Consider the following 15,590-nt stretch of genomic DNA (forward strand, 5'->3'; position numbering starts at 1 on the left):
CGCCGAGGTACGAGAAGCGATCGCCCAGACGGCGGCGGATCGTCACCATGTTTTCGATCTCGCCCACGCCGTCCTTGAAGCCGATCAGGTTGGGGCAGCGCTCCGCCAGACCTTCGAGCATGTCGGCGTTGAGCTTCGAGTTCGCACGGTTGTAAATGATGACGCCCATGTTCGGCACGGCCTTGCAGACTTCTTCCGCATGCGCCGCGATGCCTTCCTGGCAAGCTTCCGTCAGGTAATGGGGCATCAGCAGAATGCCGTTCGCGCCATGGCGCTCCGCTTCCTTCGCGTATTCGATCGCGACGCGCGTCGGGCCACCGGCGCCGGCGAGGATCGGCACCTTGCCTTTGCAGACTTCGGTTGCAGTGCGCACCACGTTCGAGTAGTCGTTATGCGTCAGCGAGAAGAATTCGCCCGTGCCGCCAGCGACGAACAGTGCCGACGCGCCGTACGGCGCGAGCCATTCGAGGCGTTCTGCGTACGTGTCGGCGCGGAATTCGCCTTGTGCGTCAAAGTCGGTAACGGGGAAGGAGAGAAGGCCTTCCGAAACGATCTGCTTGAGTTCCTGCGGTGTCGTCATGATGAATATCCAGGTGCCAGTTTTGAGTCGATTGGTCGTAGTTCAGTCGAAATGGAGATTTCTTATACGTCATCGTACAACAACAAAACGCGTAACTCAACGGGGTTTTCACGGCATAATGCACGCTATAGGGTAAATACGGAACGTCCGCGCAAACTTTGATGTTGTAGGATGACGTATGAATAGCCGGCGTAGCAGGCGATCGTGCCAAAAGCGCCATAAGGATCGATGCAATGGAACAATCTCCGCTCTACATTCGCGTTCACCCCAATGACAATGTCGCGATCGTCGTCAACGACGGCGGGCTGGGTGAGGGCGCCGTTTTCCCTGATGGTCTGACGCTGCGCGAGCGCGTGCCGCAAGGGCACAAGGTCGCGCTGGCCGATCTGGCCGAGGGCGACGAGGTCATCCGCTATAACGTGGTGATCGGCTACGCGCTCAAGGCGCTGCCCAAGGGCAGCTGGATCAACGAACACGTGATCCGCATGCCGAGCCCGCCGGGACTCGAAGATTTGCCGATCGCCACGATCAGGGCGCCGGAGATGCCCGCGCTCGAGGGCTACACGTTCGAGGGCTACCGCAACGCGGACGGCTCGGTCGGCTCGCGCAACATCCTCGCGATCACCACCACCGTGCAATGCGTGGCCGACGTGGTCCAGCATGCGGTCACCCGCATCAAGGCCGAACTGCTGCCGAACTACCCGAATGTCGACGACGTGGTGAGTCTCGGCCACACCTACGGCTGCGGCGTGGCGATCGACGCGCCCGATGCGATGGTGCCGATCCGCACCGTGCGCAACATCGCGCTGAACCCGAATTTCGGCGGCGAGGTGATGATGGTCAGCCTCGGCTGCGAAAAATTGCAGCCCGAGCGCCTGATGCCGCCCGGCACGATTCCGATCGCGGCGGCTGCGAATGTCGCCGAAGTCGCGGACATCGGCGATGTCGAGGCTGAAGCGAATGGCGACGTGGTGGTGTTGCAGGACGAATCGCACGTCGGCTTCCAGTCGATGATCGAGTCGATCATGCGCATGGCCGACGGTCATCTGAAGCGCCTGAATAACCGCCGCCGCGAAACCTGCCCCGCGTCCGATCTCGTGATCGGCGTGCAGTGCGGCGGCAGCGACGCGTTCTCCGGCCTGACGGCGAACCCGGCCGTGGGTTTCGCGACCGACCTGCTGGTGCGGGCCGGCGCGACCGTGATGTTCTCCGAAGTCACCGAAGTGCGCGACGGCGTCGATCAGCTGACGGCGCGCGCGGCCAACGCTGAAGTTGCCGCGGCGATCATCCGCGAAATGCAGTGGTACGACGATTACCTGAAGCGCGGCGGCGCGGACCGCAGCGCCAACACCACGCCCGGCAACAAGAAGGGCGGCCTGTCGAATATCGTGGAAAAGGCGATGGGCTCGATCATCAAGTCGGGCAACTCGGCGATCTCCGGCGTGTTGTCGCCCGGCGAAAAGGTTCGCCAGAAAGGGCTGATCTACGCGGCTACACCCGCGAGCGACTTCATCTGCGGCACGCTGCAGGTCGCCGCGGGCATCAACCTGCACGTCTTCACCACGGGCCGCGGCACGCCGTACAGCCTCGCGGAAGTGCCCGTGATCAAGGTCGCGACGCGTTCGGACCTCGCGCGCCGCTGGCATGACCTGATGGACGTCAACGCCGGCACGATCGCGACCGGCGCGGCGACCATCGAAGAGGTGGGTTGGGAACTGTTCCGCCTGATGCTCGACGTCGCCAGCGGGCGCAAAGAGACCTGCGCCGAAAAGCTCAAGCTGCACAATGCGTTGACGCTGTTCAACCCGGCGCCGGTGACCTGATTTCGGGCGGCGCGGCGTGCCCGCGCCGCCGGGCTGATCCGATCGCAATCACATCAACAGAAAGACATGACCGACTCGAACCTTGACCGCTTTGCGGCACAGAAACCTTTCCGCCGACTGCTCCTGACGGGCGCCGCCGGCAACCTCGGCAAGCAATTGCGCGGCGCGCTCGCCGCGTGGGCCGACGTCGTGCGCGTGTCCGACATCGCGCCGCTTGGCGAAGTGGCGGAGCACGAAGAAGCGTCCGTCGTCGACCTCGCCGACGCAGCCGCGGTGCACGCGCTGCTCGATGGCGTGGACGCGGTGGTCCATCTCGGCGGCATTTCCGTCGAAGCGCCGTTCGAAGACCTGCTCGAAGCCAATATCCGCGGTCTGTACAACCTGTACTCGGCGGCGCAGAAGCAGGGCGTGAAGCGCATCATCTATGCGAGCTCGAACCATGCGGTGGGCTTCCATCCGACGACCTCGGTGGTCGATACCGACGCGCCGTTGCGCCCCGACTCCCTGTACGGCGTGACCAAGTGCTTCGGCGAATCGCTGTCGCGCTATTACTTCGACCGCTTTGGTCTGGAGACGGTGTGTCTGCGCATCGGCTCGTCGTTCGAGCAGCCGCGCAACCCGCGCATGCTCGTCACGTATCTGAGCTATCGCGACTTCATCGAACTGGTGCGCTGCTCGCTGTTCACGAACCGCGTCGGCCACGCGATCATCTACGGTGTGTCGGACAACCGCATCTCGTGGGTAGACAACAAGAAGGCCGCGTTCCTCGGCTTCCGTGCGCAGGACAGCTCGGCGCAATTCGAGCATCTGTTCCCGGCTAGCGCCCCCGACACACAGTTCGACGATCCGACCCAGCGCTTCCAGGGCGGCCCGTTCGTGCTGGCGGGTCCGATGGAGCCAAAACGGTGAGCGTCACGATGAATGCGCCCGTCGAGCGGCTCGACGCCGCAGGGCGCGCGTCGGTGGGCGAAAGCCCGGTGTGGCGCGCGGCGGAACAGGCGCTTTACTGGGTGGACATCCCGGCGCAGAAGATCGTGCGGCTGCAGGTCGATTCCGGCCGGCGCGCCGAATGGCTGTTGCCGGAGAAGGTCGCCTGTATCGCATTCGATCGTCGCGGCACGGTGCTGGCCGGCTGCGAGACGGGGCTCTTCGCGGTTACGCTACCTGACGCGTCGGCTGGAGCGGCACGGGATGCGGGCAATGAGGCGGTCGCGGGGCGCAAGCTCGCGGCGCCGGAATTTCCGTTCGACGACATGCGCTTTAACGACGGCCGTTGCGACCGCCAGGGCCGCTTCTGGTCCGGCACGATGGTGATGGACATGGCGGCGGCGAATCCCGCCGGCGCGCTGTATCGCTTCGACGCGAACGGGGTGCTGTCCGCGCCGGTCGTCGATTCGCTGATCACGCAGAACGGCCTCGGCTGGTCGCCGGACGGCAAGACCATGTATCTGTCCGACTCCCATCCTCTGCACCGGCTGATCTGGGCGTTCGACTACGACATCGAGTCGGGCGAGCCGCGCAACCGGCGCGTGTTCGCGGATCTGCATCACCATGCGGGCCGTCCCGACGGCGCGGCGGTCGATGCGGACGGCTGCTACTGGATCTGCGCGAACGACGCGGGGCTGCTGCTGCGCTTCACGCCGGAGGGCAGGCTCGACCGCCAGGTGCCGGTGCCGCCGACCAAGCCGGCCATGTGCGCGTTCGGTGGCAGCAAGCTCGACACGCTATTCGTCACCTCGATCCATCCGGGAGCCCGCGCGAGCGAGCACGACGGCCATGTGTTCGCCGTGCGTCCCGGTGTGGCCGGGCTGCCCGAGCCCGAATTCGCGGGCGAACTGTAAGCCGGACCCGCACGAAAACTGGCGCCGGCACGCACTTCGGCCCGGCGCCAGTCATCCCACTGCCTTCTGATTCATCACTCGTCGTACAACAATGTGGCCTACAGACCACGGTTCGGCGCGGATTTCTGAGCAAAAACCGGGCGTCCTGACGCGCTGTACTTCCCTCCCCATTTCTCCTGCCGCTGGCGCGGGCGCTCGTCGGGACCCCAAGTAGGTCATCGATACCGAGGCTGTCAATTCTGCGGGTAAATACCGTCTGTACAAGTCAAAACGCGTTTTATAGACTTCGTATGTCGTCGTACAACATATAAGCCCAAACAGATTCCTTTCTTTGAATTTTGGGATGGCAAGGGGATAGCAAGGCGGTTTCCCTACATGTGCACATGCACGTGAGGGCGCCGAAGTAATCGAAGTAAAAGAAGCAAGTTGTCTGACAGGAGTGCTGGCTATCTGTGCCGGGGATGTTGCGCAGACCAGTACGGCAATCCACTCGCTACCCGCAAGGGGCGGTGAGTGTCGAGCCAGGAGACGCAGCAAACCATGTCGCATCCGCAATCGATTGGATGGTCTATTTTTCAAGGAATGTCACGATGAACAAGAAGTTTGTCTCTTCCCGTGTTTCGATGATCGTCGCAGCCGCGGCGCTGGCGTTCAGCGCCGCGTCGGCAGAAGCGCGCACGTTCCGCGTTTCGGACGTGCATGGCGATACGTACCCGACCAACATGGCCGTCAAGTACATGGGCGAGGAAATCAACAAGGCGACCGGCGGCAAGGATTCCGTGAAGGTCTTCGGCAACAGCGCGCTGGGTTCCGAAAACGACACGATCGATCAGGTGCGCATCGGCGCGCTCGACATGGCGCGCGCCAACGGTGCCGCGTTCAACGAAATCGTTCCTGAATCGATGATCCCGTCGCTGCCGTTCCTGTTCCGCGACATCGACCATTTCCGCAAAGTGATGTACGGCCCGGAAGGCCAGAAGATCCTCGACGCCTTCTCGGCGAAGGGCATGATCGCGCTGACGTTCTATGAGAGCGGCGCGCGTTCGATCTACACGAAGAAGCCGATCCATTCGCCCGCCGACATGAAGGGCCTGAAGGTGCGCGTGCAGCCGTCCGATCTGATGGTCGACGAAATCCGCGCGATGGGCGGCACGCCCACGCCGATGCCGTTCGCCGAGGTGTACACGGGCCTGAAGACGGGTCTGGTGGATGCCGCGGAAAACAACATCCCGTCGTACGAAGAAACCAAGCACTTCGAAGTCGCGCCGGTGTTTTCCGAAACCCAGCATTCGATGACGCCGGAAGTGCTCGTGTTCTCGAAGAAGGTGTGGGACACGCTGACGCCGCAACAACAGCAGATCATCAAGAAGGCCGCGGCTGACTCGGTGCCTTACTACCAGAAGCTGTGGACCGCGCGCGAAGCCGATGCGAGCAAGACGGTCACCAAGGGTGGCGCGACGATCGTCGCTTCGTCGCAGGTCGATCGTGCGGCTTTCGTGAAGGCGATGCAGCCGGTGTGGGCGAAGTATGAAAAGACCCCGCAGATGAAGCAGCTCGTCGACGAGATCCAGGCAATCAAATAAGGTTCGCGTGCCGCACAGGCGGCGATAGCGGCGGAAACAGCTTGCAGGAAGTTCTGCGGGCTTTTCCGCCGCGCTCGGCGTCCCGAGCCGGCGCAGTCGGACACAGTTGCAAATATTAAAGACAGATCTGTCGTGAGCAAGGACGGGGTCAATGAGTTTCTTGAAACGCCCAAATGATTTTCTCTTTCGCGTGCTGACTGTCGTGGCCTCGGCAAGTCTGGCCACGCTGTGTCTGCTGGTGATCTATAGCGTCGTGATGCGCTATGTCTTTAGCGACGCACCCGATTTCGTCGAGCCCATCGCGCTACTGCTGGTGATCGTGATCGCCATGTTCGGCGCCGCGCTCAAGGTGCGCGAACGCGGCCATATCGGCCTCGACTCATTGGTCAACAAGTTGTCGGAGAAAGGCCGGACGGTTGCAACGGGGATTCAGCATGTTTGCCTGATCGCGTTTGCCGTCGCGGTTTTCTTCGGTTGTCTGGAGATGGCGATCACCACGAGGGAAGACCGGATTCCGATTCTCGGTTTGCCAGAAGCACTGCGGTACTGCATTCCGGTCGTCGCCAGCATCTGCATCGCACTGTTCTCGTTCGAGCATCTGCTGGCTCTCTTCGAAAAGAAACACAAATAGAACAATCATGGAACTCGCCCTTCTTTCCATCAGTTTTCTCGTCTTCCTCTTTCTAGGGGTGCCTGTGTCGTTCGCGTTGGGACTCTCGTGCGTCCTGACGTATCTGTATGAGGGGCTGCCGGCGGCCACCGCCATGCAGTCGATGATCTCGGGCATGAACGCGTTCTCATTCCTCGCGGTCCCGTTCTTCATCTTCTCCGGCGAGTTGATGTTGCACGGTGGCATCGCGGACCGGATTCTGCGTTTCGCGCAGGCCACGGTGGGGCATTTCCGCGGCGGCCTCGGCATGGCCAACGTGGTCGCGTGCACGCTGTTCGGCGGCGTATCGGGTTCGCCGACGGCGGACACGTCCGCAATGGGCGGCGTGGTGATCCCGCTGATGAAGCGCGAAGGCTACAGCGCGGCGTATGCGGTCAACGTCACGACGCACTCGTCGCTGGCGGGCGCGCTGATGCCTACGTCGACCAACATGATCATTTACGCGTTCGCGGCGCAGGGCATCACCGGCACCTTGAACGGCGTGAAGATGAGCGGCGTGTCGATCGGCGATCTGCTGTTCTCCGGGCTGCTGCCGGTCTTGTGGGTGATGGGCCTCGTGCTGATCGCCGCGTACTGGCAAGCGGTCAAGTTCGGCTATCCGCGCCGACCCGACGGCTCGACCGGCGTGCAGCGCTTCCCGGGCTGGATGGCGGTGGCGCGTACGTTCATCGGCGCGGTGCCGGGTCTGATGGTCATCGCGATCATTCTGTTCTGCGTGGCGCGCGGCATCGCCACCGCGACGGAAGCGGCGGCGATCGCCGTGGCGTACTCGCTGATCCTGACGGTCGTCGTGTACCGCTCCATGACGCTGAGCAAGCTGGGTCATGCACTGTCGAAAGCGGCCAAGACGACCGGCGTGGTGCTGCTGCTGATCGGCGTGTCGAACATGCTGCGCTTCCAGATGGCCTTCCTGGAAATTCCGGACGCGATCGAACGCATGCTCGACGGCGCGACGACGCTGCCCTGGCTGATGTTGCTGTACATCAACGTGATCCAGGTTTTTCTCGGCACGTTCGTCGACATGGCGGCGCACATCCTGATCACCACGCCGCTGTTCCTGCCGATGGCGATGCACAACGGCGTGGGCCCCGTGCAGTTCGGCATCATGATTCTGCTGAACTGCGCATTGGGTCTCGTGCACCCGCCGATCGGCTCGGTGCAATTCATTGGGTGCGCAATTGGCAATGTGTCGATCGGGGAAACCACTAAGGTGGCGTGGCCGTATTACCTGGCTATCTTCAGCGCGATCAACATCGTGACGTATGTGCCGTGGTTCTCGACGTGGTTGCCAAGTCTGATCAACGGACACCCGGTGTTCTGATTCAAAAAACGTATAAGCCCACACTCAGCGGCGCTCGCACAAGGCCGCAAAAAAATAGAATTTTTAACAGGAGTAGAAATGAAAAAGGCACTGGTTGGTTCGGCCATCGGGTTGGTCGCCCTCGGCGCGCATGCACAAAGCAGCGTGACGCTGTACGGTATCGTCGATACGGGTATCGGCTATCAGAACAGCTCGACGACGCTGAGCGCAGTGGGATCGGCGAGGCCGTCCGCAGGTGGTTCCTCGCAAGTCAAGATGATCAACGGCATCTGGGCGGGCAGCCGTTTCGGCCTGAAGGGCTCGGAAGATCTGGGCGGCGGCACGAAGGCGATTTTCCAGTTGGAACAGGGCTTTAACAGCGCAACCGGCGCGCAAGGCGTGTCGGGTCTGGCGTTCAACCGCCAGGCATGGGTGGGTCTGACGAATGGCACGTTCGGTACGCTGACGGCGGGTCGCCAGTACACGTCGTACTACACGCTGCTGTCGCCGTACAGCCCGACCACGTGGCTGACCGGTGCATACGGCGCACATCCGGGTGATATCGACTCGCTGGATACGCTGTACCGCGCCAACAACTCACTGGTCTACACGTCGCCGAGCATGCGCGGGCTGACGATCAGCGGTTCGTACTCGCTGGGCGGCAACGCGGGCAGCTTCTCCGCTGGCCAGGTCTGGAGCGTGGCAGCACAGTACCTGAACGGCCCGATCGGCATCGCAGCAGGTATTCAGCGCATCGACAATGCGGGGATCGCCACCACCAGCCCGGCCGCTGTGAACTGGAATTCCGCGATGTCGAACAACGGCGCAGAGCCGGCGGTCTCGGCAATCAACAACGGCTTCCAGACGGCAGCGAAGCAGCAGCGCATTGCAGTGACGGGTGGCTACGCGTTCAATTCGCAGTGGGACGTTTCGTTCGCTTACTCGAACGTTCAATACGCTGCGGGTTCGAGCTCGTTCTTCCACGACACGCAAATCTGGAATACGGGCGGCGCAGTGCTGCACTGGAAGCCGATCACGGCGCTGGACCTGGCTGCTGGCTATAGCTACACCCGTGCGACTTCGTCGAACGGCATTTCGAACACGGCTAGCTACAACCAGTTCAACCTGTCGCAGTACTACAGCCTGTCCAAGCGTACCGGCCTGTATGCGCTGGAAGCGTATCAGCGTGCTAACGGCCAGACGCTCGCGGGCAACGGCCGCACGATCATCGACGCAACGGCAAGTGTCGGCGACGCTCAGAACGGTTCGCCGTCTTCGTCGCGCAGCCAGATTGCCGTCGGCGTGGGCATCATCCACAAGTTCTGATCGGGTAGTCGTGGCGGCGTTTTGCAGGCCGCCACGGCAACGCGTTGAAGAAATGCGTTGTTGAGCAACAACAGTTACGCGCGCAAAGCGCGTAACTTTTCGGCGGTGCGAGGCCTTTCCGGCGTCGCGCGCGTTGGTCCCGCCAGCGCGTTCGGCCGCAAGAACGTCTCTCACGCCGCTATTCGGCGTCTGCCCACAAACGTCCTCCGGTTGCCCAGTTTTCGCGCTTCACGTCGGTGAGGATGATGTCCACCGAATTCGGTTCGACGCCGAGCGAGTCGCACGTCGCTTTGGTGATCGCTTCGACAAACTGGCGTTTCTGTTCCAGCGAGCGGCCTTCGAATAGTTCGATGTGAAACGTGGGCATGACATGACTCCGTTGAGCAATGAGATTGAGATGAGCGTGGCTCGGTTTCAGTCGCGATAGCTGCGATCGAGCCGGTCGAGCTTGCGCAGCAGCGCAGGCCATTCGAGCGCGCCTTCTATTGCGCCGCCGTCGTACAGTTGCGCCGCCGTGCGTGCGGCGACCGTGTTGTTCGGGATGACGAGCGCCGTGCCGCAGGTCTGCGCCTGCAGTTGGATCTCGCAGGCCTTCAGCAGCGTGGCCATCAGCACGTAGGCTTCGGCGACCGTACGTCCGGCTGTCAGTGTGCCGTGATTGCGCAGCAGCATGGCCGGCTTGTCCGCGAGATTCGCGACGAGACGCTCGCCTTCGGCCGGTGTGAATGCGAGGCCTTCGTAGTCGTGATACGCGAGCTGCCCGTAGAACCGCAGCGCGTGTTGCGAGGCGGGCAGCAGGCCGGCCGGTTGCGCGGAAACGGCGACTCCCGCCGTGTTGTGCAGATGCATGACGCAGAACGCGTCGGCGCGCGCCGCGTGGACGGCGGCGTGCAGCGCGAAGCCGGTTGCGTTCACGGCGTATTCGCTCGCGCCCACGATGTTGCCGGCGATATCGATCTTCACGAGGTTCGACGCGCGCACTTCGTCGAACGCGAGACCGAACGGGTTGATCAGGAAGTGGCCGGGTTCGTCCGGCACGCTCGCCGAGATATGCGTGTAGATCAGATCGTCCCAGCCGTTGAGCGCCGCGAGGCGATACGCGGCGGCCAGGTCGATGCGGGTCTGACGCTCCGCGTCGGAAAGTGGGCCGGAGTCGGCCACGCGGCCGGCCGGGGTGTGGGTGAACGACATGACTGTCTCCTGAGGTTGCCTCGTGTCGGTGCCATGCCGCTCGTCGTCGGCGTGTGCCGGCCTGCGCGCAATGCGGCGGCCGCGTGTCAATTCGTGTGAGTGACTGGCGTCGTGACCAGTTGAGCGCTTTCAGTGCATTCCACCGATTCGTCTGCGGCAGCGCCCCGCGTGCCGCGATGTCTGAGCCATTGCACGCACCACGTCGCGAGTACGAAGGGCGCGGTCATCGCCGGCCAGCCGAAGCGGGCGGTCGCGGCTTGCAGCGCGATCGACACGGCCACGCCGCCGAGCATCGGCACGACACCGCTATCGACGAGCGCAAGTGCGGTGAGCGCGCCGTTCAATCCTAGCAGGCCGGCGTCGAACGAGTGCGGGGTTACGCCGAGCAGAAGATGCGCGGTGCTCGCGAGCGTCGCGCCGCCGAGCGCCCATAGTGCATGCCGACGCGATGCCGCGGCGATTCCGGTCAACACCAGCGAACCCGCTAACGCACCCGACCCAAAGCTGGTTTGCGCGAGGCTCGCGAGCACACCGCCGCTCCATTGGGCGAAGCCTGGCGGGTGCAACGAGGCCGGGCTCACAGGCTGCGCGCCGCTCGTGATCATAGGCAGCCAGCACCATGTCACGATCAGACACGGGCTCGACAGGCAGCTCAGTCCACGCGCGCGCAGCCAGCGCGACCACGGTCCCACGAGCCACGCGGTGGCCGTCGCGGCGAGAATCGCGACGGCGGTTGCAGTCGCGGCGTCGCGGATGAAGCTGAAGGCGGCGAGTCCTGCCAGCGCACCGTTGAAGCCGTGCAGTCCGGCACGGGTGTCGTCGTCGTGGTAGCCGGCCAGCGTGGCGCTCACGTTGGCCGCGACCGCGCCCATCAGCGCCGCGCACGCAAGGCGCGGCCCGGCCGCCCACCACGCGGCAAGCAGGCACGCGCCGGTGAACGCATTCGGTTGCAGCACGATCTGACCCAGACTGCGCAACAGTGTGCGCAAGGCGGCGCAGGGAGCGTCGGTCGCGGCGGCGTGCATGGGTTGACGGTGGTTCGATTGAGTGTCGGAGTGCCGGAATGTCGATGAGGCTTCGCCGCGCGAGCTTGCACGGTCTGCGCCGCTCGCGCACGCAGGTTCGGCCGCAACGAAACGAGCCGGCCCTAGCTAGTGCAAACCGCGAGCATAGGCCAGCTATGCGCACTCGGACATCGTCGCGCGTTGATAGTGGCTATTTGCGGGGCCGCACATGTGCACGACGAACAATCGTCGGTGACCCGCTAGCCGGCATTCACGCTACGATATGAGCCCGGCGCGCAGGCCGCGCCGCTTTCGCGAGGAGACAGGCTGATGCGTGAATTAAGGTGGGCCTCGGAAGAGGGCGACGGCATCGAACATCTAACGTTCGACGCACACGATGACGGCTTCGCGGTGGAGAGCGTGGTGGTCGGCCAGCGCTACGGGCGCGCGTACGGGCTGCACTACACGGTGCGCTGCGACGCGCAATGGCGCACGCGCCATGCGTGGCTGAAGATCGTCGGCGGTGGCGAACTGGAACTGTACGGCGACGGCGCCGGCCATTGGCGCGACGGTCATGGCCTCGTCTTGAGCGGGATCGAAGGCTGCATCGACATCGATATCGCGGCCACGCCGTTCACCAACACGCTGCCGATCCGCCGGTTGCAACTAGCCGAAGGCGAGCGTCAACCGATTTCGGTCGCCTATATCTCGACGCCGGATTTGCAGGTCACGCGCGTCGAGCAGGCGTATTCGTGCGTCAGTCTGAAGCGCGAGTATCGCTACGAAGGTATCTTCCGCAACTTCACCGCGAATATGCAGGTGGACCAGGACGGCCTCGTGATCGACTATCCGACGCTATTCATGCGCCTGCCGCGCGCGCGTTGAGCGGCGCCGCGACCGGGGCCTTCATGTTCTGCCCGATGCGGGCTGACGAAGCCTTCGTTGCATGCCGCGATGCGCGCGGGCTCACGCAGGATGCCCCAGTGGCCGCATCTATTTCGCTGCGTTCGTACGTGCCGAGCCAGCCCTCCAGACCGAGCGATAGCTCCGGTCAGACATAACGGTCGCGCGCCGGCACGATGAATTGCACCGGCGCATGAGCATGACGCGCGCGCGGCCGCAGCAGCTTGTCGACGAAGTCGGCGCGAGACAGATTCAGCCCGTTGATCGCAGTGCGCATTTGGGCTGGATCATGCGCCGGGCGCACGCGTTCGGTCATGCGCAGCCACAGCGCCCACAGGCGGGCGCCGCTCGCGCGCCACACGAACCAGAGAGCCTGGCAACGGATGACGCAAGAAGCCGGGTAGATGCCCGACGCCAGGTGCCCGGTCGCGAGGCGTGTCGCGCGTTTCACCGCACGGCCAGCGCCGCCGCGACCACCGGGCTGTGCCAGACGTTGTCCTTCACGGTAATTTTCTGAGGGATCAGGCGGGCGCCGTAAAAGGCGTCGGCGACCACCTGCTGAGAGCGCACGATCTCGTCGCTGACGGCCGTGGTGCCATACGGATAGCGGCGCACCCACGTCTGCACCACCTTCTGATCGAGGCCGACCTTCGGCGCGATCAGCGCGGCGGTTTCCACCGGATGCGCGTTGACCCACCCGCCGGCAATGCGCAACTGCCCGAGAATCGCCCCAATCACATCGGGATGCTGCTGCGCGAACTCGCGCGTCGCTTCATAGAAGTTGTGTGGGCTGTTGAGTTCGGCATAGTCGACCAGCATGCGCGCCTTCAGCGCCTCTTGCGCCGATGCATAGTAGGGGTCCCAAATGACCCATGCGTCCACGCTGCCGTTTTCGAAGGCGGCGCGCGCGTCCGCAGGCGCCAGATAAACCGGGTGAATGTCTTCGTAGTGCAGACCCGCTTGCTTCAGCGCTTCGAGCAGCAGATAGTTCGAGCTCGATCCCTTCTGCAACGCGACGCGTTTGTCCTTCAGATCGGCGACGTTGCGCAGCGTCGAATCGCTTCTGACCAGAATGGCTTCGGCATGACGCCCCGCAGGCTCAGCGCCGACGTACACGAAGTGCACGCCGCCCGCTTGCGCGAACACCGCTGGCGGCGCGCCGGTATAGCCGAAGTCGATGCTGTTGGCGTTCAGCGCTTCGAGCAGTTGCGGCCCGGCTGGGAATTCGAACCACTTGACGGCATAGCCGAGCGGCTTGAGTTTGTCGTCGAGCGAGCCTTGCGCTTTGAGCACCGCGAGCAAGCCCGATTTCTGATAGCCGATGCGCAGCACTTTGGCCGGCTCCTTGCTGTTGCCCGTGGTCTGCGCGTTTGCGCTCAGGGTCGTGAAAGCCGTCAACAACGCGGCGGCGAAGTGGAGCGTGAAGCGAGGGTGACGTGCCATCCGGCGATCTCCATTGCAATCGATTGAAGTGTGTGCCGTTGGTGTCTGCTCGTGTCCCGCGTGCTCCGCCCGCGTCGCGCGATGCACGGCGCGTGCCGGGATGACGCTGCGGGAAACTCGTTGCGGCGGCATTGGGGGATCGTCGCATGGACGTCTCCCCGGTCAAACGAAGCAATGCAGATTTGAATATGACGTGCGCGCGAAAATGCAGCGCTGTATCGGCGTGTGCATTTCGCTTTTTTTGACCGCAGTGCGCGCTGTGACCGCGCTTTCGGCCGGATGGCCGAATTTCTTTGCCATGATCGCGGCAACGCGGTCACCCGGATAATCGCCACACGCTTCTCCGAGCGCGCGATTTATTTCGCTTTCTGCCAGCACGCTGGCAAGCGGGCGCAAGCGCCAGATCGCGTCGACCAGTGCGGGCATGTCGGCGGGCGGCAGTGCATCGGCGTCACGGTGGTCTCGGTGAAGCGCGCGAGTTCATCGACGGTGTATTCGTTGCGCGGCGTAGCGCTCGCCGGTTCGAGAGAACCGGCGAGCGAGCCCGTAACGCGAGGCGGCTTCCTGAGCATGCGGCGATTTCAACACGGCTGCGTTGCGCGCGACAGCGCGGTGCTTCAGTCGCGTCGGCTGGTTGCTCCGCCGGCGCTCTCTTTCGTTGCATCATCGGGCATCGTCGAGTCGCCGCGTCCCAGCGTGCGTTGCATCAGCGTGGTGTCGATCCAGCGGCCGTGCTTGTAGCCCACCGCCTTCAACGTGCCGGTCAGTTCGAAGCCCAACTGCGTGTGCAGCGACAATGAACCGCCACTGCCGTTATCAGCGATCACGGCGACCATCTGGCGCCACGGTCCGCTTTCGCAGCGTTCGATCAGCGCCTGCAGCAGTACGCGTCCGAGGCCGCGCCCGCGGTAGGCGTCGCTCACGTAGATCGAATCTTCGATGGTGTTGCGATACGCGGCGCGCGGCCGGTACGGTGTCGCGTAGCAATAGCCCGCTACCTCGCCGTCGATCTCGGCGACCATGTACGGCAGCCCGTGAGCGCGCACGGACGCGAGCCGCGTGCGCAGGTCGTCGACGGAAGGCGGGGTTTCTTCGAACGAGGCGACGCCGGTCAGAACGTGATGTGCGTAGATCGCCTGAATCGCGGGGAGATCGGCTTCGGTGGCGTCGCGGATCGAGGGGGCGCCTCGTGGGTCCGTTGATGGTGATAGTGCAGTGTGGGTCGTGCTCATCCGTGTTCCTGTCGTGGCTGGTCAAACCGCTGAAACGCTTACTATGCTCGCCGCGCGCGCCGATTTGAAGCAGGTCAAAAATTGGCGCGATACGTGGCGGGGGATCGCAGCAAACGCAGGGCGAATCGGCTCTTGCTGTTGCCGGTCGGGGCAACGCCCGCGCCTCACAGATCGAACTGATCGAATTCGCTTTGCAGTTGCCGGTTGCGGGCCACGCGTTCGTCGAGTCCTGCGCCGAGCCGTTCTACGATCGCCGAAATCAGCAGATTGAACAGGCAGGTGAGCGGCGCGAGCGAGTCCCAGAACTGGCCGACATCGGTTTTCACCTGCAACAGATCGCCGTCGAAATCGCGCGCCCACGGACAGTAAATATCGGTGACGAGCGCGAACGGCAGGGCGCGGCGGGTGGCGGCTTCGCAATAGCGGCGCGCGACCGTCGAATAAGCGCGGGTGTCGGTGACGATCAAGTACGGCGACTCGAATTCCGAGTTCAGCGAATCGACGTATGAACCTGACATGCCATCGGAGTAGAACACGCGCGGCCGAATGTATTCGAGGTAGCTGTAGAACGCGTTGCTGATGCCGCGCGTGGATTGAATGCCGAGGATATACACAGCGTCGGCGTTGGAGATCCGCTGCGCGACGCGAGCGAACACAGGCGTTTGCGCGAGCTGGTAGACATGCTGGATCGCGC

Annotated in this window: 17 protein-coding genes; 8 read left to right on the forward strand and 9 right to left on the reverse strand. The window is 63.5% G+C overall.

What is annotated here, in order from left to right; all coding sequences use genetic code 11:
- A partial coding sequence (locus CIC12_RS32605; protein ID WP_174772288.1) for a dihydrodipicolinate synthase family protein occupies positions 1–580 on the reverse strand: 580 nt, incomplete at its 3' end.
- A gap of 233 nt (positions 581–813) precedes the next feature.
- On the opposite strand from CIC12_RS32605, the gene garD reads away from it, so the two are divergent.
- From garD to CIC12_RS32640, 7 genes are all read left to right on the forward strand, one after another.
- Positions 814–2,403 carry a galactarate dehydratase gene (garD, locus tag CIC12_RS32610; protein ID WP_168670676.1) on the forward strand — a complete coding sequence of 530 codons (1,590 nt, stop codon included), beginning with the start codon at positions 814–816 and terminating at the stop codon, positions 2,401–2,403.
- 66 nt (positions 2,404–2,469) lie between these two features.
- Positions 2,470–3,312 carry an NAD-dependent epimerase/dehydratase family protein gene (locus CIC12_RS32615; RefSeq protein WP_168670677.1) on the forward strand — a complete coding sequence of 281 codons (843 nt, stop codon included), beginning with the start codon at positions 2,470–2,472 and terminating at the stop codon, positions 3,310–3,312.
- 8 nt (positions 3,313–3,320) lie between these two features.
- Positions 3,321–4,244: an SMP-30/gluconolactonase/LRE family protein gene (locus CIC12_RS32620; RefSeq protein ID WP_168670697.1), complete on the forward strand. Its 924-nt coding sequence runs from the start codon at positions 3,321–3,323 to the stop codon at positions 4,242–4,244.
- Positions 4,245–4,834: 590 nt separating this feature from the next.
- Positions 4,835–5,827, forward strand: coding sequence for a TRAP transporter substrate-binding protein (locus tag CIC12_RS32625; RefSeq protein ID WP_168670679.1), 993 nt, complete (start codon positions 4,835–4,837; stop codon positions 5,825–5,827).
- 151 nt (positions 5,828–5,978) lie between these two features.
- On the forward strand, positions 5,979–6,458 hold the full coding sequence (locus tag CIC12_RS32630) for a TRAP transporter small permease (RefSeq protein WP_168670681.1): 480 nt from the start codon (positions 5,979–5,981) through the stop codon (positions 6,456–6,458).
- A 7-nt stretch (positions 6,459–6,465) separates the two neighbouring features.
- Positions 6,466–7,818 (forward strand): TRAP transporter large permease, encoded by a 1,353-nt coding sequence (locus CIC12_RS32635; RefSeq protein ID WP_168670683.1) that lies wholly within the window; start codon positions 6,466–6,468, stop codon positions 7,816–7,818.
- Positions 7,819–7,896: 78 nt separating this feature from the next.
- A complete protein-coding gene (locus CIC12_RS32640) occupies positions 7,897–9,123 on the forward strand; it encodes a porin (RefSeq protein ID WP_168670685.1) in 1,227 nt (408 codons plus the stop codon).
- A gap of 178 nt (positions 9,124–9,301) precedes the next feature.
- Here the strand turns inward: CIC12_RS32640 and CIC12_RS33740 are convergent, their stop codons facing one another.
- From CIC12_RS33740 to CIC12_RS32655, 3 genes are all read right to left on the reverse strand, one after another.
- A complete protein-coding gene (locus CIC12_RS33740; protein ID WP_274597595.1) occupies positions 9,302–9,592 on the reverse strand; it encodes a 4-oxalocrotonate tautomerase in 291 nt (96 codons plus the stop codon).
- Positions 9,538–10,314: a class II aldolase/adducin family protein gene (locus tag CIC12_RS32650; RefSeq protein ID WP_168670687.1), complete on the reverse strand. Its 777-nt coding sequence runs from the start codon at positions 10,312–10,314 to the stop codon at positions 9,538–9,540. The genes CIC12_RS33740 and CIC12_RS32650 overlap by 55 nt, the downstream gene beginning before the upstream one ends.
- Before the next feature lie 86 nt (positions 10,315–10,400).
- Positions 10,401–11,339, reverse strand: a complete 939-nt coding sequence (locus CIC12_RS32655) for an urea transporter (protein WP_168670689.1) — start codon at positions 11,337–11,339, stop codon at positions 10,401–10,403.
- 309 nt (positions 11,340–11,648) lie between these two features.
- On the opposite strand from CIC12_RS32655, the gene CIC12_RS32660 reads away from it, so the two are divergent.
- A complete protein-coding gene (locus CIC12_RS32660) occupies positions 11,649–12,203 on the forward strand; it encodes a putative glycolipid-binding domain-containing protein (protein ID WP_168670691.1) in 555 nt (184 codons plus the stop codon).
- Between the two features lie 166 nt (positions 12,204–12,369).
- On the opposite strand, the gene CIC12_RS33985 is transcribed toward CIC12_RS32660, so the two are convergent.
- The 5 genes from CIC12_RS33985 to CIC12_RS32685 form a co-directional block, all read right to left on the reverse strand.
- Positions 12,370–12,672: a hypothetical protein gene (locus CIC12_RS33985; RefSeq protein ID WP_446728061.1), complete on the reverse strand. Its 303-nt coding sequence runs from the start codon at positions 12,670–12,672 to the stop codon at positions 12,370–12,372.
- Positions 12,669–13,664 carry an aliphatic sulfonate ABC transporter substrate-binding protein gene (locus CIC12_RS32670; protein ID WP_168670693.1) on the reverse strand — a complete coding sequence of 332 codons (996 nt, stop codon included), beginning with the start codon at positions 13,662–13,664 and terminating at the stop codon, positions 12,669–12,671. The genes CIC12_RS33985 and CIC12_RS32670 overlap by 4 nt, the downstream gene beginning before the upstream one ends.
- Positions 13,665–13,826: 162 nt before the next feature.
- On the reverse strand, positions 13,827–14,060 hold the full coding sequence (locus tag CIC12_RS33550; protein WP_446728062.1) for a hypothetical protein: 234 nt from the start codon (positions 14,058–14,060) through the stop codon (positions 13,827–13,829).
- Positions 14,061–14,281: 221 nt separating this feature from the next.
- On the reverse strand, positions 14,282–14,896 hold the full coding sequence (locus CIC12_RS32680) for a GNAT family N-acetyltransferase (protein WP_168670695.1): 615 nt from the start codon (positions 14,894–14,896) through the stop codon (positions 14,282–14,284).
- A gap of 164 nt (positions 14,897–15,060) precedes the next feature.
- Positions 15,061–15,590, reverse strand: a 530-nt coding sequence (locus CIC12_RS32685; RefSeq protein WP_446728063.1) for a MurR/RpiR family transcriptional regulator, incomplete at its 5' end; no start/stop codon positions are given.

This window comes from Paraburkholderia sp. SG-MS1 (genome assembly GCF_012275575.1).
GTDB lineage: Bacteria > Pseudomonadota > Gammaproteobacteria > Burkholderiales > Burkholderiaceae > Paraburkholderia.